Annotated in this window: 18 protein-coding genes; 8 read left to right on the forward strand and 10 right to left on the reverse strand. The window is 37.4% G+C overall.

All coding sequences use genetic code 11. The features are described from left to right. Nucleotides 1-21: 21 nt before the first annotated feature. A complete protein-coding gene (locus DDF69_RS17435; RefSeq protein ID WP_114821899.1) occupies nt 22-2,175 on the reverse strand; it encodes an alkaline phosphatase PhoX in 2,154 nt (717 codons plus the stop codon). Between the two features lie 435 nt (nt 2,176-2,610). Between DDF69_RS17435 and DDF69_RS17440 the strand changes: the two genes are divergently transcribed. Further along, nucleotides 2,611-3,021, forward strand: coding sequence for a helix-turn-helix transcriptional regulator (locus DDF69_RS17440; protein ID WP_114821900.1), 411 nt, complete (start codon nt 2,611-2,613; stop codon nt 3,019-3,021). Between the two features lie 253 nt (nt 3,022-3,274). On the opposite strand, the gene DDF69_RS17445 is transcribed toward DDF69_RS17440, so the two are convergent. Continuing rightward, nucleotides 3,275-5,104 carry a cytochrome-c peroxidase gene (locus DDF69_RS17445; protein WP_114821901.1) on the reverse strand — a complete coding sequence of 610 codons (1,830 nt, stop codon included), beginning with the start codon at nt 5,102-5,104 and terminating at the stop codon, nt 3,275-3,277. Nucleotides 5,105-5,437: 333 nt separating this feature from the next. Here DDF69_RS17445 and DDF69_RS17450 point away from each other — a divergent pair, with 333 nt between their 5' ends. Together DDF69_RS17450 and DDF69_RS17455 are read left to right on the forward strand one after the other, a co-directional pair. Further along, nucleotides 5,438-5,818, forward strand: coding sequence for a hypothetical protein (locus DDF69_RS17450; RefSeq protein WP_228412032.1), 381 nt, complete (start codon nt 5,438-5,440; stop codon nt 5,816-5,818). 21 nt (nt 5,819-5,839) lie between these two features. Continuing rightward, a complete protein-coding gene (locus tag DDF69_RS17455; protein WP_114821902.1) occupies nt 5,840-6,694 on the forward strand; it encodes a nucleoside phosphorylase in 855 nt (284 codons plus the stop codon). A 277-nt stretch (nt 6,695-6,971) separates the two neighbouring features. On the opposite strand, the gene DDF69_RS17460 is transcribed toward DDF69_RS17455, so the two are convergent. Then, the gene (locus tag DDF69_RS17460) at nt 6,972-7,733 is read right to left on the reverse strand and encodes an NAD-binding protein (RefSeq protein WP_114821903.1); all 762 of its coding nucleotides are present in this window, start codon (nt 7,731-7,733) and stop codon (nt 6,972-6,974) included. Between the two features lie 52 nt (nt 7,734-7,785). Further along, nucleotides 7,786-8,343: a DNA-3-methyladenine glycosylase I gene (locus DDF69_RS17465; protein WP_114821941.1), complete on the reverse strand. Its 558-nt coding sequence runs from the start codon at nt 8,341-8,343 to the stop codon at nt 7,786-7,788. A gap of 139 nt (nt 8,344-8,482) precedes the next feature. Here DDF69_RS17465 and DDF69_RS17470 point away from each other — a divergent pair, with 139 nt between their 5' ends. Both DDF69_RS17470 and DDF69_RS17475 read left to right on the forward strand, forming a co-directional pair. Further along, the gene (locus DDF69_RS17470; protein ID WP_114821904.1) at nt 8,483-8,782 is read left to right on the forward strand and encodes a hypothetical protein; all 300 of its coding nucleotides are present in this window, start codon (nt 8,483-8,485) and stop codon (nt 8,780-8,782) included. Nucleotides 8,783-8,902: 120 nt separating this feature from the next. Then, entirely contained in the window at nt 8,903-9,712 is an 810-nt protein-coding gene (locus DDF69_RS17475; RefSeq protein ID WP_034697597.1) for an enoyl-ACP reductase, read from the forward strand. Nucleotides 9,713-9,888: 176 nt separating this feature from the next. Here DDF69_RS17475 and DDF69_RS17480 read toward each other — a convergent pair whose 3' ends face one another. The 6 genes from DDF69_RS17480 to DDF69_RS17505 form a co-directional block, all read right to left on the reverse strand. After that, nucleotides 9,889-11,328 carry a glycoside hydrolase family 30 protein gene (locus DDF69_RS17480; protein WP_114821905.1) on the reverse strand — a complete coding sequence of 480 codons (1,440 nt, stop codon included), beginning with the start codon at nt 11,326-11,328 and terminating at the stop codon, nt 9,889-9,891. Nucleotides 11,329-11,370: 42 nt separating this feature from the next. Further along, a complete protein-coding gene (locus DDF69_RS17485; protein ID WP_114821906.1) occupies nt 11,371-12,180 on the reverse strand; it encodes a family 16 glycosylhydrolase in 810 nt (269 codons plus the stop codon). A 99-nt stretch (nt 12,181-12,279) separates the two neighbouring features. After that, nucleotides 12,280-14,502 carry a glycoside hydrolase family 3 N-terminal domain-containing protein gene (locus tag DDF69_RS17490; protein ID WP_114821907.1) on the reverse strand — a complete coding sequence of 741 codons (2,223 nt, stop codon included), beginning with the start codon at nt 14,500-14,502 and terminating at the stop codon, nt 12,280-12,282. A 9-nt stretch (nt 14,503-14,511) separates the two neighbouring features. Further along, nucleotides 14,512-15,936: a glycoside hydrolase family 30 protein gene (locus DDF69_RS17495; protein ID WP_114821908.1), complete on the reverse strand. Its 1,425-nt coding sequence runs from the start codon at nt 15,934-15,936 to the stop codon at nt 14,512-14,514. 3 nt (nt 15,937-15,939) lie between these two features. Continuing rightward, nucleotides 15,940-17,499, reverse strand: coding sequence for a RagB/SusD family nutrient uptake outer membrane protein (locus tag DDF69_RS17500; protein ID WP_114821942.1), 1,560 nt, complete (start codon nt 17,497-17,499; stop codon nt 15,940-15,942). A gap of 11 nt (nt 17,500-17,510) precedes the next feature. Beyond that, nucleotides 17,511-20,432 (reverse strand): SusC/RagA family TonB-linked outer membrane protein, encoded by a 2,922-nt coding sequence (locus DDF69_RS17505; protein ID WP_114821909.1) that lies wholly within the window; start codon nt 20,430-20,432, stop codon nt 17,511-17,513. A gap of 176 nt (nt 20,433-20,608) precedes the next feature. Here DDF69_RS17505 and DDF69_RS17510 point away from each other — a divergent pair, with 176 nt between their 5' ends. The 3 genes from DDF69_RS17510 to DDF69_RS17520 all read left to right on the forward strand — a co-directional run bounded on the left by DDF69_RS17510 (nt 20,609) and on the right by DDF69_RS17520 (nt 23,905). After that, the gene (locus DDF69_RS17510) at nt 20,609-21,793 is read left to right on the forward strand and encodes an MFS transporter (RefSeq protein ID WP_114821910.1); all 1,185 of its coding nucleotides are present in this window, start codon (nt 20,609-20,611) and stop codon (nt 21,791-21,793) included. A 16-nt stretch (nt 21,794-21,809) separates the two neighbouring features. Beyond that, the gene (locus tag DDF69_RS17515; protein WP_114821911.1) at nt 21,810-22,598 is read left to right on the forward strand and encodes an NUDIX hydrolase; all 789 of its coding nucleotides are present in this window, start codon (nt 21,810-21,812) and stop codon (nt 22,596-22,598) included. Between the two features lie 128 nt (nt 22,599-22,726). Continuing rightward, nucleotides 22,727-23,905, forward strand: a complete 1,179-nt coding sequence (locus DDF69_RS17520) for an acyl-CoA dehydrogenase family protein (RefSeq protein WP_114821912.1) — start codon at nt 22,727-22,729, stop codon at nt 23,903-23,905. The last annotated feature ends 26 nt before the right edge of the window (nt 23,906-23,931 follow it).

Genomic DNA, 23,931 nt, shown 5'->3' on the forward strand with positions numbered 1-23,931 from the left:
CAGACAAGAATTATAAATAATTTATTTCTTTACAAGTTTAACTGTTTTCTGGAATCCTCCTTCAGCTTCAATATTTAAAACTAAAACTCGTGATCCTTCCAACTGCTGTGTGAAATCAAGGTCCAATACTTTGTTCGTTCCGTTGAATTTCTTTGTGTAAACGATTTTCCCATCCATGCTGTAAGCTGTTACAGAAATATCTTTCAATCCTTTTACAGAATTGATTTTTACGATTCCTGAAGTTGGGTTAGGTGCTACCGTTACTGTATTTTCTGCAGTTTTGGAATCAATAGTTCCCAAAGTACCTTCTGTTCCAAGGTTATTTTTAAGTGCAATGACAATCGTTGCTGATTTTCCTCTGTAATCAATTGTATTCCCTGTTGCATCTACATCTGTAGAGATTGTAGAATCCGGGTGTTGAATAGAGAAGAAACCAAATTTATGATCTGGTGTGAAAGTAAGACCTGTAGGCTCTGAACCTGCCGGCATAGAAGCAAACAATCTTACTTTAGGGTTGGCTTGTGTATGATCAGGAGCAATTACCCAGATATAGTTTTTTCCTCCGTCCTGAAGTACCCAAAGGTTTCCAAGTTCATCGAAAGTAAGGTTGTCATTTCCGTCTCCCCATGCTTCAGACTTCATTCCCTGAGCGGTATTGAAAGAATATACCGAAGAACCTCCTCCTACAAATGTTTCTACCTGAGAAGCCGTCGTTCCGTTATCCTGCAGACGATATACCCTGTCTAATCCTTTGGCTGTAAAATAGATTTTACCATCCAGCGGGCTGATATCAACATCCTCTACTCCATTAAATTTTGTTCCTCCCAAAGTCAGAGCATTGGTATTGGTATTATTCTGATCTGCTTTTTCTTTATTCGGAACCTGAATCCATGTTGCTGTAGTTCCTACCGGATCTCCTGCAGCCGTTAACCCCTGATCCAGTTTTAATACATAAAGGTTTCCTGAAGATAGATCATTAGGAGTATCCATTACATATTTGTACACCAGGTGAGTTCCACCGTCTTCTCCATAATAAGCTATAGTTCCTGCATTATTAATCACTACATTCTCATGATTCATGATGCCCATCTGCCATAGTTTTCCTTTGGTACCGTCAGCATTTTTAGAAATAACCTGTGCTGTAGCAGGATCAATTTCTACCAACCAACCGTAATCTTTGTGACCGTCATTGTTCACATCATTAGAAGTAACAGATTCTTCTGCCGTTACCACTGTTCCCCAAGGCGTAATTCCTCCTGAACAGTTTCTGATGGTTTGCACCAAACTTGGATCTGAGAAACTTACGGCTCTTGATTTTGTCAGCTGCCAAAGTTTTGAAGTCGCATTATAGTTAATTTCAGCCATGGTAACTCCTCCAGGATTCGTCTCATGGTTTACAGATAGATATCCATTGGTACTGCTTCCTGTTTTTGGAACATAAGCGGTAAAGTCATTCTGACCACCAACCAATCCTCCGCCTTCAGTATAGTTGTCTCCTTCTTTTAAAATCAGCTGGTATTTGTGTTCAGCAGGGAGAATTAATTTATTAGTCTGTGCTGTAGGAACAATGGAAGTAAAGCAGCTGATGTGTGTTCCGTTACAAGCTACAGGAATAGTTGTATTGGTGGTTGTTTTCAGATAAGCATCAATTCTTAAATCTGAACTGGTGGTACTTCTGTTGTGTAATTCAATAGAAAATCTGTTAACACCATTTACAAACTTGGATTTTGGAATAGAGAAAATGTTATAAACACTCTCTGCTGCCCCATCAATAGTAGTACTGGAGAAAGTATTGAATGTAACTGCACCTGCAGGCATATTATCTCTTACAACTTCTTCTCCGTTAAGGTACACAATGATACCATCGTCTCTCATTACTCCAAGTTCCATCGTATCGGAAAGTGTTGAAAGATCTACTGTAAAATCTTTAGCAAAATAAGCTGTCGTAAGCCCTGAATTGATGGTAGTAGTTACAGGATCTCCATATCCTAGCGGACCGTTTCCTACTGCCCATGTTGAAATGTCATACGTCTGAGCATTCCAACCGGCTGGCTGCGCCTGGTTGTTATCTTTATAGCTCCATGACGCATTCTTATTGAATATCAAGGTCTGCGCCTGAAGACCAGAACTGGCCAGTATAGCCAAAGCTCCCACTGTTAGTAGTTTTTTCTTCATTTTTTATTTGATTTATTAGACCTTGCAAAACTATTTTTTTAGAGCTTTTTCTCTGTTAATAGGATTTTAAATCTAAATCACCCAATATTAACTTATCAAAAACCTAATGTTAAGGGGATTAATTTTGTGTTAAGCGGTGAGGAGTTCGAGGGTTGGAGTGTGGGAGGGTTTTAGAGTGAGAGTGTTGAAGTTGCGGGATACAAATTGTGAGATGTGAAGTTTGGAATACGAGGTGCGAGGTTTTGGTTTGATGCATACATAATTTGGAATGAAGTGTAATTATTTTATTTATAGATTGATGGCAAGCACAATATATTCGACATAACAAATCTGTAAGAGAAAGGAAATTTTATTCAAAAACATGAGTATTTTAGAAGATAATTTATTTTAAAAACGAGCTTTATTCTTATCTCTTAAAACTTTATATTTGTTATTATGATTGACACAGCTATGCAAAACAAAAAAATACATCAGGGCAGAAATATTAAACGTTTCCGTGAAATGCTTGGTATCAAGCAGGAAGCTTTAGCTTTTGAATTAGGTGACGACTGGAATCAGAAGAAAATCTCTCTTTTGGAACAAAAAGAAGTTGTAGAGTCTGATGTTTTGGCGCAGGTAGCTCAAATTTTGAAGGTTCCGACAGAAGCTATTGAGAATTTTGATGAAGAACAAGCGATAAATATTATTTCTAATACAGCCTCTTTTGATAATTGTCAACAACCAGCCTTTTTTAATAACCAACCCACTTTCAATCCTCTTGACAAAATGGTTGAACTGTATGAGCGTATGCTAAAACAACAGCAGGAAATGATTGATAAGCTGGAAAAGCTGATTCAAAACAAATAAACAGACAGGTTGACCCAATCTGTAAAAATTTAGGCTACATTCTGAAACCTTCGTAGATCACATTTACACAAGTTTCAAAATTTAGCCTATTTTTATTAAAACCCTATCATTCCTACCGAATCTCAGCTCTCACAAACCCGAAATCCCGAATCTCTACACTCTCACTCTCACTCTCACTCTCACTCTCACTCTCACTCTCACTCTCAAACTCTCCCACACTCCAACCCTCAAACCCTCAAACCCCGTAACCCGCCTATTTCGCTTTACTCACATCCGTAAGAGCATTCAGAAAGGCAATGATCTGCTTTATTTCTGTTTCGGTAAGGTTTAATTTATCCGGTGCCAGCGTCTGGTTTTTCATTTTTAATCCCAATCCTTCTCCTCCTCCTTCATTATAAAAATCCAGAACTTCTTCTAAGGTATTGAAAGCTCCGTTATGGAAATACGGTTTGGTAAGGGCAATATTTCTCACCGTTACGGTTTTAAAAGAATAATCATAAATCCATGATTTTTCCTTTTTTACAGGGCTGTTTCCTCTTCCTAAATCCTGATCAAGCTCTACAGGAAGCTGTTTGATTGGCCTTGTAGTTATTCCCAGGACTTCAGATTCATTTTCATTAAAAAATGGAGGTACCAATCCGGAAAATGTGGGTGCAAAATGACAGGTTGCACAATTGGCTTTTCCCATAAAGAGGTTGAATCCTTTTTTGACATCATCGGAAACATTTTTTTCATTCCTCATAAAACGATCAAAATCGCTGTCAAACGAGTACAGGGAAGCCACATAAGAACTTAATGCTTTCGAGAAATTTTCTTTGCTGATTTTTCCATCCTTGAAGGCATTTCGGAATGCTTTTTTATACTCAGTTTTTGTTTTTAATTTCTGGATAATGCTTTCATAGCTGGTATTAAATTCCTGTTCATTATAAATAACATGCTCCGCCTGTTGTTCTAAATAGAAAGCACGAAGATCATAGAAAAACCTCTTGGCAAAAACAGCATTATATAAAGAGGGCGAATTTCTCAACACTGTTTTCCCTTCAACATTACTTTGTGATTTTGCTTTCAGATCTGTAAAGGCATTTTCCTGAAGGTGGCAGGTTGCACAGCTCATTTTCCCGTTACCACTTAAGTTCTGATCGTAGAAAATGGATTTTCCAAGGTTTCGGAGTTCAGGATTATCTTCAGAAGATTTCAATAAGGTATAAAAATAAGGATCCAAAAAATCACTGCTGAAAAAGTTTTTGTTTCCCACATTCCATCCTGAGAATTCTTTAAGGTCATCTGGTCTGCCATCCCATTTCCCGAACTCTTCGTATAAAGGCTGTACATATTTCTTATAAAACTCAATTCTGTCGAAAGTTTCAAAATCGGTATTCTTTGAAAGATAGCTGATAGCTTCTGTTAAAATCTGGTCAGCCTTTTCAGTATTATAATTTTTAAAATAAAGATCATCATTAATGTATTTCTGTATTCCTGCAAGAGCATGGCTTGTTTCCTCAGAAATATTCAGAGAACCAGGCGTATCAAAACCAGAAACCCCAAGGGAATAGATTCTGATCAGCTCTATACGCAAGGGCAATGTTTTGTTGTTGCCCTTGCTCAACCCATTTTTTAAAGCACTTAAATAAAAACCTGAATAGCTGTTATATAAAAAGGTGGTAATGGTTTTGATCTTTTCTTTCTCATTTTCTGCTTCCTCTGAAAATATAAGTTCATCAAGCACCTGCAATCCTTCCGGGGGAAGTGTATATGAAGATGTTCCAGCCGCCTCAATGTGAAACAAAGGTGCTGCGTTAAGATGGGTTTTGGTAAATTCAGGATAATGATAAGCGATATAGAATTCAACTTCTTTGAATGAATTTCTTGTACTGCTCAATGATTTTTGCAGTTCTTCCAGGGAAATACGGTCTTCGGAGAACTTATCAACATCTGATTTCAGCTGTTCAAGCTTGGTTTTAAAGTCGGACAACCCTTTATTGACAAATGTATTTTCACTTTCTTTTCCTTTATAAACAGGATTAAAAGACATTACTGCAAATCCTATCAGAAGGACGATTACAAGCAGTGGATAAGATCTCATGAATTTTTAGCGGCAAAAGTATTCATCTGATGTTATCTCAGTTTTAATAACAGATTAAATAATGTTTATATTTCTGATACAATATTTTTCACTAATTTTAAACCCCGAAATCAAATTCATTATTCTAAAGCGAACGGTTCTTCGAAATACCGGAAAATAATGGCGGGAGATTATTGGGAGAGGATTTTTTTAAATTAAATTCAACACATCAAAAAAACTAAATAGGAGTATGAAAACAAAACTATGGTTTGCTGTTATGGCAAGTTTCCTTTCTATGACGGCATTTTCCCAGAAAAAAAGCAGCCGGAAAGGTCAACCGGAAAACCTCAGGAAATGGCTGTATACGTAGAAAAAAGAGGATCTGATTATTATTTGGTCCGCCTGGAAAAAGATAAAAATATTCCCAATGTCTATGTACATTCCAATGGAGTAACCAAGCCTTATAAAAATTATTCTGATCTGAAAGATATTGTTACAGAGTTCCCCGGAATGATGACTTCCAACAATTCAACAAAGGAAGAACTGATTTCTATTCTTAAAAAAGAGGATCACTTCTACGAAATCACTTCACAGAGGAAAGATCCTAAAAACATTGAAAAGACGGTTATTACTGTATATGAGGTAATGAACGGCCAGAAAAGAATTGTAGAAGAATACAATGACATCTACGAGGTGATGGCATCTCCTTATAAAGAAGCCATTATGATTAATTAAAAAACAAAAAATATACATATTATGCTAAACAAACTTGCTGCCTCAGAACTTGTTCTGAATGAAGACGGAAGTGTATACCACCTAAATCTTTTACCTGAAGATATTGCTGACAAAATCATTCTTGTAGGTGATCCTGACAGAGTGGCAAAAGTTTCAAAATACTTTGATACTGTAGAAATCAAAAAAAATAAAAGAGAATTCTATACCCATACAGGAACACTTCGTGGAGAAAGAATTACCGTAATGTCTACCGGGATCGGAACTGAAAACATCGATATCGTGATGAACGAACTGGATGCTTTGGTGAACATTGATCTTCAAAACAAAGCATTCAAGACTGAGCACAAAGCGCTTGAGCTTTTCCGTATGGGAACTTGCGGAAGTGTAAACCCTGATGTACAGGTTGACAATATGCTGGTAACGCAGAATGTTGTAGGTTTAGACGGATTGATGCACTTCTACCAGGATTACAACTTCGAAAATGAGTTTTCTAAAAGCTTCATGGAAAAATTCCCTTACGAAAGAATCAAGCCGATGCTTTATTTCTCAGACTGGGCGGAAGAAATGGGAGCATACTACAAAGATGCCAAATACCACGGAAATACAGCTACATTCCCGGGATTTTACGCTCCACAGGGAAGACAGCTTCGTTTGAAAGCGGTAGATGATCAATTCCTTGAAACACTAAATGATCTTGGAATTACCAATTTCGAGATGGAAACTTCTGCCATCTATGCTCTTTCAAAATTATTAGGACACAAAGCCATTACGGTGAATAACGTGATTGCCAACAGAAGACGTGGAGAATTCTCTGCAGACCACCACGCTTCCGAGAAAAACCTTATTGAATGGGTATTGGAAAGAATTATTAAGTAATTATTTATTGATAATAAAGATAAAACCTCCGGAAGCAGATTCCGGAGGTTTTTTTTATTAGATTTTGGCTGAAGCCGATGGAATTTTATCTTTTTTGAAAACGGGCTAAAGCCCGTTGCTATTGAATTGTATCTTGCTGAAAATATTGATTCTTTCACGATGAATAAACTTACCACTCACCTTTCTCATTCTGTAGAGATCCAAATATAGAAGAGATTCCTGCGGAATGACATTGTCGTCAAAAGAAATTCTGCATGTAAAATAAATGAAACAACAATTACAAATGAAACGTTCTCGGATCCGGATACTGAAATACGTAATCCAGTTCTGAAACCAGCTTTGAAGACAGAACCTTCTTCCCTTTCACCTCAAATACTTCATCATCTTCAATATTTTTCTGTGCGTTAATCACCTGACTTTTTGCCGGATGAATGGGGGCGGTAACATTATATAGTTTCGATTCACTTTTCTGTTCAATCATTTCTGAGATAATCCCGCTGATATCAGCATAATGAATATGATTTACAGCGTGATCCAGATTTCCTACATTATACTTTTTCAGAAGTCTGTTACCTCCCATCAAACCGCCAAGTCTCAGAATATTGAGCTGCGGAAACTTATTTCTAAGCATTCTTTCCCCTGATACGTTCACTAATGGAACATCTTCCTCTGTAAATTCTTTGGCAATATCGGGGTAAACACCTGTAGAACTCATCAGAAACATCTGCCCTTTAAAATCACCGATAAAGGCTGACAAATTCTGAATTCTGTTATACAAAGAACTTACACAACAACTTTTTTCAGAAACAGGGATTGTAATAATCAAAGCGTCCATATTTTTTATTTCTTCCCATTTAGAAAGAGGTTCTGCCAGCTGATAATCCGGAAAAGAAGCTATCACAGCATGTATTCCTTTTGTACTCAGCTGATTTACTTTATTTTCGGTGGTTGTTGTCGCTGATAAAGCGTATTTTTCAGATAAGAAAGCAGCAAGTCTTTCTCCCAGCCATCCATAACCTATGATTCCTATTTTCTTCATATTTCAACAGAAGTTTTCATTTTTTTGATGATACAAAAATATCAATAAGTTATCATTTTCTGATAAAGCAGCTTTTTAAATGATCATTGACCATTCCTGTAGCCTGCATATGGGCATAAATAACTGTAGAACCAACAAATTTGAATCCTCTTTTTTTAAGGTCTTTGGAGATCAGATCAGAAATCTCTGTTGTCGCGGGAACATCAGACAATTTTTCGGGTTTGTTATCGATGGGCTTTCCGTCTACAAAACCCCAGATATAGCTGGAAAAGCTTCCAAACTCTTTCTGAATATCCATAAATCTTTGAGCGTTGGTAACCGCTGCCAGAATTTTAAGTCTGTTTCTGATAATTCCCTGATTATTCATCAATTCTTCAATCTTTTTGTCAGAATATGCTGCTACTTTTTTATAATCAAAATGATCAAAAGCGTTTCTGAAATTTTCTCTTTTGGATAAAATCGTATACCAGCTTAATCCGGCCTGAAAACTCTCAAGAATCAGGAATTCAAATATTGTTTCATCATCATAAACAGGTGTTCCCCACTCTGTATCATGATACTTTCTATAGAGGTCGTCTTTTTCACACCAGCCACAGCGGATAGTTTCCATAATTATCATATTTTATAGGTTAAAGTTACTACTGATTTTGAAAAATATAACAAAACATTATGAAAAGTTTAACAATGACCTTCAGTTTTAGGAATGGTTATTGTTTAATTACTTATACCAAATTAAAATTTATACTATTATGAACAATTCAGAGTACAACAAAGCGGAAAATGCAGTAAACAATGTAGAAAATTCTTTACAGAATGCAACAGACAAAGCCAAATGGAAAATCGATGAATTGGCAGATAAGGCTAAAGATTATATCAATGAGAAGAGGAATAATGATCAGGAAGCGAGCCAGGAAGACTGGCTGGATAGGGTAAAAGCTAATGTATCCGATGCCTGGGAGGATATTAAGGATAAAGCAGATGAAGCATGGGAAAAAACCAAAGATGCAGCGGAGGATGTAAAGGCAGAATGGAATAAGAAAACCAATTAGTAATTCAGTCATATAAATATTTTCAATAAAATGGAGTCTTAAATTGATAAGGCTCCATTTTTTATTATGCCATAAGCACAATTATTGTTACATTTGTAGTATAATAAACATTAAAAAATTATGTCATACGGTTTACTTAAAGGCAAAAAGGGAATTATTTTTGGAGCCCTTAATGAACAATCTATCGCATGGAAAGTTGCTGAAAGATGCCATGAGGAAGGTGCTGAATTCATTTTATCTAACGCTCCTATTGCTTTGAGAATGGGAGAACTTAATGGTTTAGCAGAAAAAACAGGTTCTGAAGTAATAGGTGCTGATGCTACTTCTATAGAAGATCTTGAAAAACTTTTTGATGCCGCTGTTGCAAAATTTGGAAAAATCGACTTTATCCTTCACTCTATCGGAATGTCTATCAACGTAAGAAAAGGAAAACACTATACAGAAATGAATTACGACTGGTTGGAAAAAGGCTGGGATATTTCCGCTGTTTCTTTCCATAAAGTAATGCGTGTAGCTTGGGAAAAAGACTGTATGAACGAATGGGGAAGTATTTTGGCCCTTACTTATATTGCAGCTCAGAGAACATTCCCGGACTACAATGATATGTCTGATAACAAAGCGTATCTGGAAAGTATTGCAAGAACTTTCGGAAACTATTGGGGTGAAAGAAAAGTACGTGTAAATACAGTTTCTCAGTCTCCAACAATGACTACTGCCGGTAGTGGTGTGAAAGGTTTCGGAGGATTCCTTGGATATGCAGAAGATATGTCTCCACTAGGAAATGCTACAGCTCTTGAATGTGCAGACTACTGCGTAACTTTATTCTCTGATCTTACGAAGAAAGTAACGATGCAGAACCTTTTCCATGATGGAGGTTTCAGCAGCTCAGGAGTTACTCAGAAAGTAATCAGCAAGTATGATGCTGAATAATCATCATTCCTGAAAAAATAGCGAACCGACAAAGTTTCGCTCACAATAAATAAAACTCATGAAAAACTTCATGAGTTTTTTGTTTGTATCATCTTGATAATTATCCTTATAAATAAATCCGGCGGCCTCGAAGAGGCCGCCGGAACTGTCAAAAATAATATTAAATTAATATGAATTTATAAAATTACAGTCTGTATAGAGTGTGCGGGCGCATTCAGCTTGGCAGCCATTCCTTCTATCCATAGATTGGTTTCAATATCATTGTCTGAATCGTTCATGATAACGGTTACCAACTGTCCGTTTTCATTCATAAATGCGGAAGACGTCAAAGCTGCTCTGTTGGAAGAACTTCCAATTCTCTGGGCATTCGGCTTAATGTATTTAGAGACATGTCCTATATAATAGTATTCATACGTATAGAACACCTCTCCTGTTTTGGTGTCAGCAATAATTGGGGCAAAGCAGAAATTTCCTTTGTGATTAGGTCCTCCGGTTTCATCCAATAGAATATTCCAGTCAGTCCATAAAGCATTTCCTTTATTGAAGTCGTTCAGCATATTTTTGCTGTACAGTTCTCCGAGGCTTACATCATATATTTTATCCATATTGAACTGTTCTTTGCATCCTTCGGTAAAAGCCAGGAATTTATCCGGAAAAGCTCTGTGTGTTTCTGCTAAGTTGTCAAAAAGCTGGGTTTTGTTATTCCATGTTTCGTACCAGTGATAACCGATACCATGGGCGTATTTTGAGGTTTCCGGATCACTTAAAGTGGTGGTTGCTCTCTGATAGATCAAGTCTCTGTTGTGGTCCCAGATCATTACTTTTTTATCTTTATATCCGTTCTTCCAAAGCGTTGGACCGAGATTCTTTTTCAGGAACTCTCCTTCTTCTTCAGCAGTATAAATACATGATTCCCAGCTTTGGGTAGCCATGGGTTCGTTCTGAACGGTTAATCCCCAGATATTAATCCCTCTCTTTTCATATTCTTTGATGAATTTGATATAATAATCTGCCCAGGTCTGGTAATACTGATTTTCCAATCTTCCGCCTTTATACAAGCTTTTATTTGATTTCATCCATGCTGGCGGGCTCCATGGAGAGAAATAAAAGGTAAAATTATTCCCAATGGCTTTCTGAGCTTCTTTAATCATCGGGATTTTATACTTTTCATCATGAGCTACATTAAAAGTCTTTAACGAAGTATCATTATCCTCTACATAGGTATAAGAATCACTGGAAAAGTCACAGGAATTCATATTGGTACGAACAACGGTGTATCCCAATCCGTTTTTTCCGAAATAAGCATCCAGAATTTCTTTCTGCTTATTCTTTGGCATTTTATAAAAAGTCTCTGCTGAGGCATCTGTAATCGCCCCGCCAATTCCTATCAGTTTCTGATATTTAAAATGGGGAGCTACAAAAATACAGGCATCCGTTTCTTTAGGCTGTCCGAACTGTTCAAATGTAACTGCTCCTTTATCCACCATCTTCTCATTTGCTTTTGAGTTGGTAAGGACCACTTTAGCTGTTTTTCCTGCATTTTTTTTCCAATAATTCTGAGCATTGATATTGATGGCAATGCCTACTACAAAACAACTTACAATTAGTTTTCTCATGATTTTTTTTCTGTTTCCGGACCCATTCGGTCCTCATTTTCATTATTTATTTTGATAAACTCTTACGTAATCTATATAATACTTCTGTGGAAAAACCTCATCATCAATGCCTTCTTTTCCACCCCAAAATCCTCCTACAGCAAGATTTAAAATGATAAAGTAAGGTCTGTCGAAAGGCCATGCTTCATTCTTTTTCTCTTTATTTTCGTAGGTGAAAAATTTCTTATCATCTATATAAACATCTATTTTTTCCGGTGTCCAGTCTGCTTTATAGACATGGAACTTTTCGCTTGCATCCTTCACAAACAAGGTATCTGTTTTCTGTGTTCCCTGAATATGATTGTATTTTTTGGTATGAACGGATGCATGAATATAGCCTTGGTGATAGCCGACATGTTCCATGATATCCAGTTCACCATCATCCGGCCATTTCTTCATATTTTCACTCATCATCCAGATAGCAGGCCAGGTTCCACGGCCTTTAGGAAGTTTTGCCCTGACTTCTACTGTACCATATTGAAAAGCAAATTTTCCTTTGGTTAAAAGTCTTGCAGAGGTATACTTATTGTTTTCCCAATTTTCTTTTTTAGCTTCAATAATGAGATTTCCCTTTTCCATTCTGGCGTTCTCAAGTCTGTTTTTTGTATAAAACTGAGCTTCTTCATTTCCAAAACCGCTTCCTCCGGTATCATAATTCCATTTTAATGAATCCGGAAGTCCTTTGCCATTAAATTCATCATTCCAGATCAGTGTTCTACGGGAATCTGGCTTGTTTGAAGCACAGTTGAAAGCAGAAAGAAAGAATATTCCTATTACACAGGTACTTATTGTATTTCTGAATTTGATTTTCATGTGTATTAAGTTTTGGCTAAAGCCGTTCTTTTTATATTTTCGTAAGTGGGCTTCCTTCGTCCATGCTCAGGATTATAACCCACTCCTATTGAATTCAATTTATTTCGTCCAGGTAATTCTTTTGGTCTGAACATGTTGAGAATCCGTACCGACCATAATATCAAATTCCCCGCCTTCCCAGTCAAAATTCAAGTTATCATCGAAGAATTTCAAATCTTCCGGTGTTAATTTAAAATCGATCTTCTTACTTTCTCGTTTTTTGATGAATATTTTCTGGAAGCCTTTCAGTTCTTTTACGGGTCTTACTACTTTTCCAAACAAATCTCTGATATACAGCTGTACCACTTCTTCCCCGTCATATTTTCCTGCATTGGAAACAGTAACACTGATGTTCAGCGTCTGATTTCCTGTAAGGTTTGTGGAACTTAGAACCATATCAGAATATTTGAAATCAGTATAGCTTAAGCCATATCCAAACGGATATTTCGGATCATTATCAAGATCTATATAGGCTGAAACATAGTTTCTGTCTGTATTATTTTTTGCCGGTCTTCCTGTATTATAATGATTGTAATAGACAGGAATCTGACCTTCAGTTCTCGGAAACGTCATTGGAAGTTTCCCTCCTGGATTCACCGTGCCGAACATAATATCTGCAATAGAGTTCCCCGCTTCTGTTCCCAGCCACCATGTATACATAATGGCAGGAATATTATCTGATGCCCAGTTGAAAATTAAAGGTCTTCCTGCATTGATCATAAGAATGATAGGTTTACCTGTTTTGGCAATTTCTTTTAACAAATCTTCCTGAACACCTGTAAATCCGATATTACTTCTGCTTTTTGCTTCTCCGCTCATCGCATGGCCTTCTCCCAGCGTCATGATGACAACATCTGCTTTTTTTGCCGTTTCTATGGCTTCAGCAAACTGGCCTTTATCCTGATCATCCACATTGCAGCCTTTTGCATATAATAAGGTAGAATTTTTATCCAGCTGGTTTTTAATTCCGTCAAATTGCGAAACAATTCTTTGATTATCATCTTTGAAAGCAACAGACCAGAAACCGTGATTAGCTACTGTTTCTTTACCAAAAGGGCCAATCAGAGCCACTGTTTTTGTCGTTTTTGAAAGCGGGAGAATATTTCCCTGGTTTTTAAGAAGAACGATACTTTTTGATCCGAATTCTCTCCCAAATTTTCTGTTTTCCTGATTATCGGTCTGTTCTTTCTGTCTTTTCTCATTACTGAACCTGTAAGGATCATCGAAAAGACCCATTTCGAATTTCTTGGTTAAAATTCTTCCCGTTGCGTCATCTACGAGTTTAGGATCTACTTTTCCTTCTTTAACCAATTTGGGAAGTTCTGCCATATAAACACGGCTTTCCATATCCATATCGCTTCCGCCCTGTATTGCTCTTTCAGCAGCCTCAGCACCATCTTTAGCATAACCATGAGGAACCATTTCTCCGATGCTTCCCCAATCTGACACGACAAAACCTTTATAATTCCATTTTCCTTTTAAAAGGTTTCTCTGAATATATTGATTGGCTGTCGCAGGAATTCCGTTAATATCATTGAAAGAATTCATGAAAGTGGCCACTCCTGCTTCTGCTGCCGCTTTGAATGGTGGAAGATACGTTTCATTCAATTGTCGGAGACTCATATCTACAGAATTGTAATCTCTTCCGCCTACAGCGGCTCCGTAGGCAGCAAAGTGTTTTGCACAGGCCATTACCGCATCAAGACTTCCCAAGCCTCGGCCCTGAAATCCTTTAATTCTGGCTAAACCTATTTTTGTTCCAAGATAAGTGTCTTCTCCTGAACCTTCCATTACTCTTCCCCATCTTGGATCTCTGGCAATGTCTACCATCGGAGCAAACGTCCAGTGAATACCGTAAGCGGCAGCTTCTGTTGCGGCAATTCTTTCTGATTTTTCAATCATGGCCAGATCCCAACTTGCCGCCTGTCCAAGATTGACAGGGAATGTGGTACGATAGCCATGGATAACATCCTGCCCGAACAATAAAGGAATTTTCAGTCTGGACTGCATCGCCAGCTTCTGAAAAGCTCTGGTTTCTTCAGAACCTGCTACATTCAGCATGGAACCTACTTTTCCTTTTTTAATTTCTTCTAAAACAGCAGCTGAATTGGAGTGCTGTGGTCCTGTGGCATATTCAAAGCCGCTATATTGTACCATCTGTCCGACCTTTTCTTCCAAAGTCATTTTAGACAATAGCTCTGCTACTTTCTGATCAATGGTCTTTTGTCCGTAAGCATTCAATCCCAATGCAGAAAATGCCAGTAAGAAATAAACTCTTTTCATAGTATCCAATTAAAAAATATAGGTTGCTGTAGAACGTCCTGAAATTGTTACTGCAGCGGATTTGCCGGCAAATTTAATATTAAAATTCTCATCTGCCTGATTATCGTTCTGTACAATTAAAACTATTTTCCCAAATTGAGTCTTAAAAGCAGCCGTTGAAAGTTTATCCGTCTGCGTGGAAGCGATGCGCTGAGAACCTGCAGGAATAAATTTTGAAGCGTGTGCAATAATATAGTAGGACACATTTCTGGTGAAATTCTCACTGTCGGAAACCGTTATGGCTCCTTTACATTCTGTACATCCGCCATCTGTATGAGGGGCAAATTTCGGATCGTTGGCAAGATTCCATTCCAAAGCTGTTTTACTCCAGTTTCTCATAGAACCAATAATTACATTTTTTGTATGCCAGTTCAGATCTTCGGTAAAAGTTCCTTTTGAACCTGTCCACTGCTCGGTAAAATATAAGTTTTTATCAGGGAAAGCATCATGTACTGTACTTAAAGCAGAAATATCTCCTTCGTACAGATGAAAAGCAGATCCATCTATATATTGATTGGCTTCAGAATCTTTTAAAATATCAATCGCATATTCAGGTTTGTTGCAATTGTGATCATACACCACAATTTTAGTAGTGATTCCGTTGGCTTTAAAAACCGGACCAAGATGGTTCTTAATAAAATCTCCCTGCTGCTCAGACGGCATATACAAACTTGGATTATTTCCAGGATGTAAAGGTTCATTCTGAGGAGTTACAGCATCAATGGTGATCCCGTTTTTTTTCATTCCCTGGATGTATTTTACAAAATATTGAGCATACGTCCCATAGAATTCAGGTTTTAAACTTCCTCCTTTTGACTTTCCATTATCCTTCATCCAAACCGGAGCAGACCATGGGGCAGCAATGATTTTAACAGAAGGATTGATTGCCAGAATCTCTTTCAACATTCCAATCAAAGCTTTGTCTTTTGAAAGACTGAATTTTGAAAGCGAAGGATCAATCTGCCCTTCAGGAAGATCATCATATGAAAACACTTCACCATCAAGATCAGATGCGCCTATGCTTACTCTTAAATAACTGATGGATATTGAATTTTTATCATTTCCAAAAAGTTCGTGAAGCAGCGCTTTTCTTTTGAAAGGTGACAACCGGTTGATTACCTCAACGCTTCCTCCTGTTAATGTATAGCCAAAGCCGTCAACATATTGAAACTTTTGAGTATCGTCAATTTCAATATTCTGAAAGCTGTTGGCATTGTTTACAAATTTAACGGAAGTCTGCTGTTGTAATTTTACACTTTCATCCCCTTTGGTAAGCCAGTACTGCACTTCGTTTCCTTTATTGGATGTCACTGACGTACATGATAAAGGAAAAAGGGCCACACCACTAAGTAGTGCGGCACCTCTAAAGAAACTATATAAGTTGTGAAACTTCATATTTTAGTAACCAGGATTTTGTTTTAAAACTGTATTCGGCAATTCATTGAACGGAATGGGAAGAATTTCATTTTTATTAGCCTTAAATCCTTTAAATGCAAGTACTGATGGGGCATCTCCCCATCTGACAAGGTCAAACCATCTGTGCCCTTCTCCTGCAAGCTCTCTTCTTCTTTCATCTTTAATAGCCTGTAAAGAAACAGGAACTGATGATAGGCCAACTCTTGCTCTTACTGCATCTAATAAAGCCTGGGCTCTTGCTCCTGAAGCTCCTAAAGCTTCAGCTTCCATCAGATAAGTATCCGCCAATCTGATGGCGATATAATTTTGTCTGAAATTCAGTTCAGGAGGCCCCGGAAGCGATGTTTTTAAAGCGTTTGTAGGTAAATACTTGTTAAGGAAATATCCGGTATCTGCAAAAGCAGGAGCATAAGTAACCTTACCTTCTGTCACCAATTTTTTTGCATTGAAAACGGTAACGTCCAGTCTTGGATCTCCCTGCATAAAAGTGACAAAGTTCTCTGTTACGGTATTAAATGCCCAGCCTGAATAGATATCCGGAGCATTATTATTTGGAATATTTTTTAATGAATAAGAACGAGGTCCTACCATCACATTGATAGAGTTTCCTTCGTCTTTTCCCTGCCCCCAGAATCCCCAGTCAGAACTTCCTTTATTGGTATGCATTACTTCAAGGATAGATTCTGATAAGAATTTGTATTTATTTGGATCCTGATCAGTTTCCAAGGCAACTTTAAATAAATCTGCATAATTTGCCACAAGTTTGTAGCCATACTGACTGGTTCCTCCTGGTATACCATTTACTTCAGCAAATTGAGCGGCGGCCTGAGGCATTTTTTTATCATAAAGATAAATTTTACCTAAAATAGCTCTGGCCGTTCCCTGCGTGATTCTCCCCTTATCACTGATACTCGGCGTCATCATAAGGTCTGGAATAGCAGCAACAATATCGCTTTCTATCTGTGCATAAACATCACTTGGCTTGGCCTGTGGAACGTTCCAATAATTATCATCAAACTTTATGGTATTAAGAATCAAAGGAATATTTCCAAACATTCTTAGTAATTCAAAATAATATAAAGAACGAAGAACTTTAGCTTCTGCGATATATCTTTTTTTAAGATCCTCATTCATATTTGCCCCCGGAACTCTTTCTATTAAAAGATTAGCACGTGCGACTCCCTGATAGTAATCCCTCCAGTAGCTGGCTGGCATTGTATTGGGATTGATCATATAGTTATTCATTCCCTGGATACCCGCTCCGTCATTGGAATTTCCCCCACCGGAATAAAAATCATCAGACCCCGCATTAAAGAAAGTAACGGTATTTTCAAATCCAGCCGAATACTTTCTTAAAGGATCATATACGGAAATCAATGCACTGAAAGACTGCTGCTCATTCTGAAAATACAAATCTGTATTAAAAGATCCTGAATTCTTTACATCATCCAGATAGGAATCACTACAACCGATATTGGTAAAACTCAGACCTGTCAGCAACGCTACGGCAAGTCCTTTATATATTAATTTTTTATTTTTCATTTTGTTGGTCATTAAAATTGAATATTAGCTCCTATAAGGAATGTTCTGGCTTGTGGATAATATGCTCTGTCTACACCGATAATATCCTGCTCAGAATTATTTCTTCCCGCAATTTCAGGGTCATATCCTGTATATTTTGTAAAAGTAACCAGGTTCTCTCCTGTGATGTACAGTCTTACCTTGCTCATTCCAAAACGTTTTGTAACATCCTGAGGAATAGTATATCCTAGCTGAACAATTTTCAGACGCACATAATCTCCTTTCTGAAGGTAATAATTTGACATCCATGAATAGTTGTGGTTAGAATCATTGCGGGTAAGTCTTGGATTATCATTGGTAGATCCTTCACCTGTCCATCTGTCCAGGATTCTTGTCTGGTAATTCGCATCAGGAATATCCAGTCTTCTTAACCCCTGGAAAATCTTGTTACCAGCCTGCCCTTGTGCAAACATCATCAGGTCAAAATTCTTATAGCTCATATTCACGGTAAGTCCAAAAGTATATTTTGGGATAGAGCTTCCTAGGTTTACTTTATCATTGTCATCAATTTTACCATCTCCATTATTATCCTGCCAGATAAAGTCCCCAGGTTTTGCATCGGGTAATAATTTTACACCATTGGCATTTACATAATTGTCAATTTGTGCCTGATTCTGGAAAACCCCACTATATGTTTGCCCGTAAAATGATCCGTAGGGCTGCCCTACTGCTACTCTGGATACCGCTCCCATGGTTTGGAAAGAAGCCAGGTTGAAGTATTCAATATCATCCTCTAGTCTAAGAACTTTATTTTTTATAGTTGCGAAGTTACCATTAACCGAAATGCTGAAATCCTCCCAATTTTTCTTGTAGCCAAGTTCAAGTTCAACCCCTGAGTTTTCCATATCTCCTACATTTGCCCAAGGTGAAACAGGAACTCCTACATAACCAGGGATATTGATTTGTCTAAGAATATCTGTTGTTTTCTTTTTGTACCAGTCTGCGGTAAGAGTAAAATTGGTGAATAATTTCAAATCTGCAGCAATATTCAGCTGGCTGGTCTGCTCCCACTTCAAATTAGGATTTTCCAGAGTACTTTTCGCATACCCAATGATAATATTATTACTGGAGTTGGTATAATTACTACCGGAAACCATGAAACTTGCAAATCTGAAGTTATCCATTTCGTCATTCCCTAACACTCCGTAACCTCCTCTTAATTTTAAGTTATTTACCACTTTATTCTCCGGCCAGAAGTTTTCTTTATGAACATTCCACCCTAATGACATAGATGGGAAAGTTCCCCAGTGTTGATTGGTAGCAAATTTTGAAGAACCATCTCTACGGATCGTTCCTGTAAATAAGTATTTATCTGCGTAATCATAAATGATTCTACCAAAATAAGATGCTTTACGGGTCTCGATTCCGTCCCATCCTTTTGCTGTGATATTTTCTCTGGGAATATCAAAGTTGAAGGAAGCATCCTGCCAGTTATCAATAGGAAGGTTACTGTAAGTCAAACTGGCACCGCCCGCAATGTTGTATCGGTAAACACCCTGCCCAACCATAATATTGATGTTGTGATCACCAAACTTATTCTGATAGGTCAATGTATTTTCCATGCTCCATTCGAACTTATTTTCGTCCACCTTATTCAAACTGTTAAAACCAGTATTATTAAAATTTGGACTTAAATAATATTTCGGTGTAAAAGAGCGGCTTCCCCAATAGGATTTCTTACCATTTAAACTTGTTTTGAAGGTGAAGTGATCAAGAAACTTAAGCTCTGCAAAAACATTCCCCACAAAATCATCAGACCAGTTATAATTGCCTTGTTGTATGTGACGGAAAGCCTGCGGATTGGTCATCTCGTTATTTACATATGGGGAAATTCCGTAAGGACGTCCCTCAGAATCACGGATGATATAAGGATTACTATAACCATTCGAATCTACCATTGACCAATCTGTCACGACAACCGGGGTGATAGGGTCCAGGTTAACGGCTGAAGCCAAAGGTCCTCCGAATTCTTCGTTTGCACTTATTCCCTGAGATTTCACATGGGTATAGGCAAAGGTTTGCCCTATGGTCAGGTAATCCGTAACTTTATGGGTTGAGTTGAATCTTGCGTTGATTCTTTTGTAGTAAGAAATATCACTCAATACAATACCAGACTGATCAAAATATCCGAATGATGTATAGTAGGTTGATTTTTCATTACCACCCGTAATGCTTACTTCGTGAGACGATTTTTCACCTGTTCCGAAAATAGCATCCTGCCAGTTGGTTCCTTTTCCAAATGATTCAGGATTAGTAAATCTGAGTGCTTGTCCATCATTAACAAAGCCTTCATTAATAATTTTAGCATATTGTGTAGCATCCAGAAGATCCAGCTTTTTTGAGGCATTTGAAAAACCGTAAAAACCATTATAAGACAAAGTCAGTTTTCCTTTTTTCCCTTTTTTGGTTGTTACCAGTATTACCCCTTTTGCAGCAGAGACCCCGTAGATCGCAGAGGAAGCACCATCTTTTAGCACTTCAATACTTTCAATATCCGACTGGTTAAGCCATCCGATATTGTCTACTACAATACCGTCTACTACCCATAACGGACTGTTACTTCCCGCTCCAAAACTGGTAATTCCTCTTACACGTACAGTAGCAGCAGCACCGGGCTGTCCTGAATTGGTAACAACAGAAACACCAGCTGCCCTGCCTTGTAAAACCTGTTCCGGCTTACCAGACGGAATATTTTCTATATCGCTGGCTTTAATACTCGCGATAGCTCCCGTTACGTTACTCTTTTTCTGAGTACCATAACCGATAACTACCACTTCGTCTATTTTGTTTTCTTTCGCAAGTGTGTCCTTCGCCTTGGTGGTCTGGGCACTGAAGTTGGCCGTAAAATAGAGGACGGCAACCACTCCTACGCTTCTTGATATTCTTACATTCATATACAGTTATTGTTTAATTCTCAAATTGAGACAATAAAAATATATTTTTTTTTAATTAATTAACATTCTATTCATAAATATTTTAATTTTTCTTTTATTTTTCAGGGTTAGAAGCCCTATCTTCGCATCAATATTTCATAAAATATCATAAAAAATTAATAAAGTTATCTCCCAAAATGATCGTCAAGTCCTCCAAAATTTCTCTCCCGTTAAAACTTACCTTTCTCATTTTTTCAATGGTTTTAAACTGCATGGGCCTTGTGATTCTGCAGTTGTCAGAAGAGAAAATCACCTATGGAGAACTGGGGCTTTTAGAATCTTTTAAAGATCTGCCCATTGCTTTTATTTCACTTTTTGCCGTGAGCTTTATCAACAAAACCGGTCCTAAAAAAGCATTGATTCTGGCCCTGGCTATTGTCGGATTCTGTTCCTGTCTTCTTCCTTTTGTAAAGGTCTTCTGGTTTTATAAACTGTGGTTTGCTATTATAGGAGCCTGTTTCGCTATTGGTAAAATCTGTGTTTTTGGGATTATAAGGAATAATATTTCAGATGAAAAATCCCTCGCAAAGACGATGAATAATGTAGAGGCCTCTTTTATGATCGGAATTTTCGTAGTGAATACAGGTTTTGGATGGGTGATTTCCAGTCAGTATTCAGAATTCTGGAAGTTTGGTTTCTTGCTGATTGCTTTATTATCAGTATTTACCATTTTTCTGCTTTCAAAGATAGAAATAGTAGAGTCAAAGCCTATGGAAAGCAAAAGTATTCTCTCAGAACTATCAGGATTTACCTCACCTGCAGTAGCTTTGTTTTTAGGAGTGGTCTTTTTTATCGTCTTTGTAGAACAAGGATTCAATTCATGGCTTCCTTCTTTTTATAAAAACCACCTGAAAGTCAATTCTTTTTTTGCGCTTCAGGCTACCTCTTTTCTATCCATTTTTTCTTATGCCGGACGAACGGTTACTGCCAATATTATCAAAAGGTTTTCATTACCCAGGTATTATATTACTTGTATGGCATTTATTATTACTTTACTGATCATTATACTGGGGATACAGTATTTTGATTCCGAAGATTCGAGATTCTTACTTTTTTTATTTCCGGTTATTGGCTTGTTCCTTTCGCCCCTCTACCCAGTGATCAACTCAAGAATGATTGCGCAGGTAGATAAAGATAAGATCAATCTTTTCACCTCTCTTATTGTTATTTTTTCTTCTCTGGGCAGCTCTGTAAGCTCTATTATTATGGCTGTTCTGTTTGAAAAGCAATTGTTGAATTATTATCCATTATACATCTTATCTTCTGTAATTCTGCTTTTTGTGATTAGTTTTATATATTTTACTGTCACAAATAGAAAATAGTTTTATTTTTACTCCCATGAAAATTAAAGACACAAAAAGTAAAGAAACGCTACAGGAACTCATTGACACGAAAGATTTCGTAGCGCATATTTCCGTTGACTGCACCATATTCGGCTTTCATAATAACATTCTGAAAGTTTTGCTTTTAAAATATCATGACCTGGATCTGTGGTCACTTCCTGGTGGTTTTGTTTTCAATGACGAAGACCTTCGGGAAGCTGCTGAAAGGGTTTTGTTTGAAAGGACCCATCTTAAAGGATTATTTTTGAAACAGTTTCACACTTTTGGAAGAATAGACCGTACAGAAAACAATGTACATCAGATTCTCCTTAAAAATAAAGGAATAACCGTTCCTGAAGATCACTGGATTTTCCAGCGGTTCGTTACAGTAGGATACTGCAGCCTTATCGATTTTTCACTGACTGACACTTTTCCTGACGCTTTTAATGAAAGCTGTGAATGGTTTGAGGTCAACAATCTGCCTAAAATGGCATTCGACCATGACAGAATTATAGAGACAGGCCTTGAATACCTGAGAATGAATATCAATACAGAGGTTGCAGCCAGTAACCTGCTTCCGGAAAAATTTACCATGAAAGATCTTCAGGCTCTTTATGAAACTATTTTAGGACAGAAATTCAGAAGAAATAATTTTCAGCGAAAGATTTTAAGTTTAAATATTCTGGACAGAATGGAAAAACTATATGACGGCTCGGCCAATAAAGCCCCTTATCTGTATAAATTTAAAACTAAAGTTCATAATTCTACCAATCAGTATCCTATCTCTAATGATGAGGAGTCATAAAAATATAAATTTAACTAAAATCATAAACAAAGTAGCAGTAGCCCTCTGAAAATCAATAGCAAAACAAGTTTTTAAAAAAATTTTCAAGACATCACGAAAAATGTTACTTTTAACCAAATCAAAAAATCATGTCATATTATCCTCTTACAAGCATCCCTGATTATTATGGAATTGATGCTTTACTTACTGAAGAACATAAACTCATCCGCCAATCTGTAAGAGACTGGGTGGAAAGTTTTGTAATGCCGCAGATAGATCAGGCCGCTCAAAATCATACAGATATTCCTAATCTTATGAGAGAATTGGGGAAAATCGGAGCGTTAGGACCTTATATCCCGGTTGAGTATGGCGGTTCAGGATTAGACCAGATTTCTTATGGTCTGATTATGCAGGAGTTGGAAAGAGGAGATTCTGCAGTACGTTCTGCAGCTTCGGTACAAAGTTCATTGGTGATGTTCCCTATCAACGAATTCGGTTCTGAGGAGCAAAAAAAGAAATATCTTCCGAAACTTGCTGCCGGAGAAATGATCGGATCTTTTGGATTGACTGAACCTAATCATGGTTCCGATCCGGGTTCTATGGAAACTTATTTTAAAGATATGGGAGATCATTATCTTTTAAATGGGGCTAAAATGTGGATCACCAACTCTCCTTTATGCGACATCGCTGTAGTGTGGGCAAAAAATGAGGAAGGAAAAGTACAGGGATTAATCGTTGAAAGAGGAATGGAGGGTTTCACCACTCCTGAAACTCACAATAAATGGAGTTTGAGAGCTTCCAAAACCGGAGAACTTGTATTTAATGATGTAAAAGTTCCGAAAGAAAACCTTCTTCCCGGAGTAACAGGATTAAAAGGACCTTTATCTTGTCTGAACTCTGCTAGATATGGAATTTCATGGGGAGTCATTGGTGCTGCTATTGACTGTTACTGTACTGCTGTTCAGTATTCTAAAGAAAGAAAACAGTTTGGAAAACCAATTGGTTCTTACCAGCTTCAACAGAAAAAACTGGCTGAATTCCTGACAGAGATTACAAAAGCTCAGTTATTATGTCTTCAGCTAGGAAATCTTAAAAATGCCCACAAGGCAACGCCTGCTCAGATCTCTATGGCTAAACGTAATAACGTACATATGGCCATTGAAATCGCCAGAGAATCCAGACAGATCCTTGGAGGTATGGGAATCATGGGTGAATTCCCAATGATGAGACACGCTGCAAATCTTGAGTCTGTAATTACTTATGAAGGAACGCATGATGTTCACTTGCTAATCACCGGATTGGATATTACGGGAATCAACGCTTTCTAAAAAAGATAAAAATATAAATAGAGAGT

The organism is Chryseobacterium sp. KLBC 52 (assembly GCF_003347605.1).
Lineage (GTDB): Bacteria > Bacteroidota > Bacteroidia > Flavobacteriales > Weeksellaceae > Chryseobacterium.

Excerpts from the sequence above, each read along its gene's own strand:
- DDF69_RS17475 (WP_034697597.1), top strand. The coding sequence starts at position 8,903 with ATGTCATACGGTTTACTTAAAGGCAAAAAGGGAATTATTTTTGGAGCC.
- DDF69_RS17435 (WP_114821899.1), bottom strand. The coding sequence starts at position 2,175 with ATGAAGAAAAAACTACTAACAGTGGGAGCTTTGGCTATACTGGCCAGT.
- DDF69_RS17470 (WP_114821904.1), top strand. The coding sequence starts at position 8,483 with ATGAACAATTCAGAGTACAACAAAGCGGAAAATGCAGTAAACAATGTA.
- DDF69_RS17460 (WP_114821903.1), bottom strand. The coding sequence starts at position 7,733 with ATGAAGAAAATAGGAATCATAGGTTATGGATGGCTGGGAGAAAGACTT.
- DDF69_RS17510 (WP_114821910.1), top strand. The coding sequence starts at position 20,609 with ATGATCGTCAAGTCCTCCAAAATTTCTCTCCCGTTAAAACTTACCTTT.
- DDF69_RS17455 (WP_114821902.1), top strand. The coding sequence starts at position 5,840 with ATGCTAAACAAACTTGCTGCCTCAGAACTTGTTCTGAATGAAGACGGA.
- DDF69_RS17520 (WP_114821912.1), top strand. The coding sequence starts at position 22,727 with ATGTCATATTATCCTCTTACAAGCATCCCTGATTATTATGGAATTGAT.
- DDF69_RS17495 (WP_114821908.1), bottom strand. The coding sequence starts at position 15,936 with ATGAAGTTTCACAACTTATATAGTTTCTTTAGAGGTGCCGCACTACTT.
- DDF69_RS17465 (WP_114821941.1), bottom strand. The coding sequence starts at position 8,343 with ATGGAAACTATCCGCTGTGGCTGGTGTGAAAAAGACGACCTCTATAGA.
- DDF69_RS17450 (WP_228412032.1), top strand. The coding sequence starts at position 5,438 with ATGGCTGTATACGTAGAAAAAAGAGGATCTGATTATTATTTGGTCCGC.
- DDF69_RS17440 (WP_114821900.1), top strand. The coding sequence starts at position 2,611 with ATGATTGACACAGCTATGCAAAACAAAAAAATACATCAGGGCAGAAAT.
- DDF69_RS17485 (WP_114821906.1), bottom strand. The coding sequence starts at position 12,180 with ATGAAAATCAAATTCAGAAATACAATAAGTACCTGTGTAATAGGAATA.
- DDF69_RS17490 (WP_114821907.1), bottom strand. The coding sequence starts at position 14,502 with ATGAAAAGAGTTTATTTCTTACTGGCATTTTCTGCATTGGGATTGAAT.
- DDF69_RS17480 (WP_114821905.1), bottom strand. The coding sequence starts at position 11,328 with ATGAGAAAACTAATTGTAAGTTGTTTTGTAGTAGGCATTGCCATCAAT.
- DDF69_RS17505 (WP_114821909.1), bottom strand. The coding sequence starts at position 20,432 with ATGAATGTAAGAATATCAAGAAGCGTAGGAGTGGTTGCCGTCCTCTAT.
- DDF69_RS17515 (WP_114821911.1), top strand. The coding sequence starts at position 21,810 with ATGAAAATTAAAGACACAAAAAGTAAAGAAACGCTACAGGAACTCATT.
- DDF69_RS17500 (WP_114821942.1), bottom strand. The coding sequence starts at position 17,499 with ATGAAAAATAAAAAATTAATATATAAAGGACTTGCCGTAGCGTTGCTG.
- DDF69_RS17445 (WP_114821901.1), bottom strand. The coding sequence starts at position 5,104 with ATGAGATCTTATCCACTGCTTGTAATCGTCCTTCTGATAGGATTTGCA.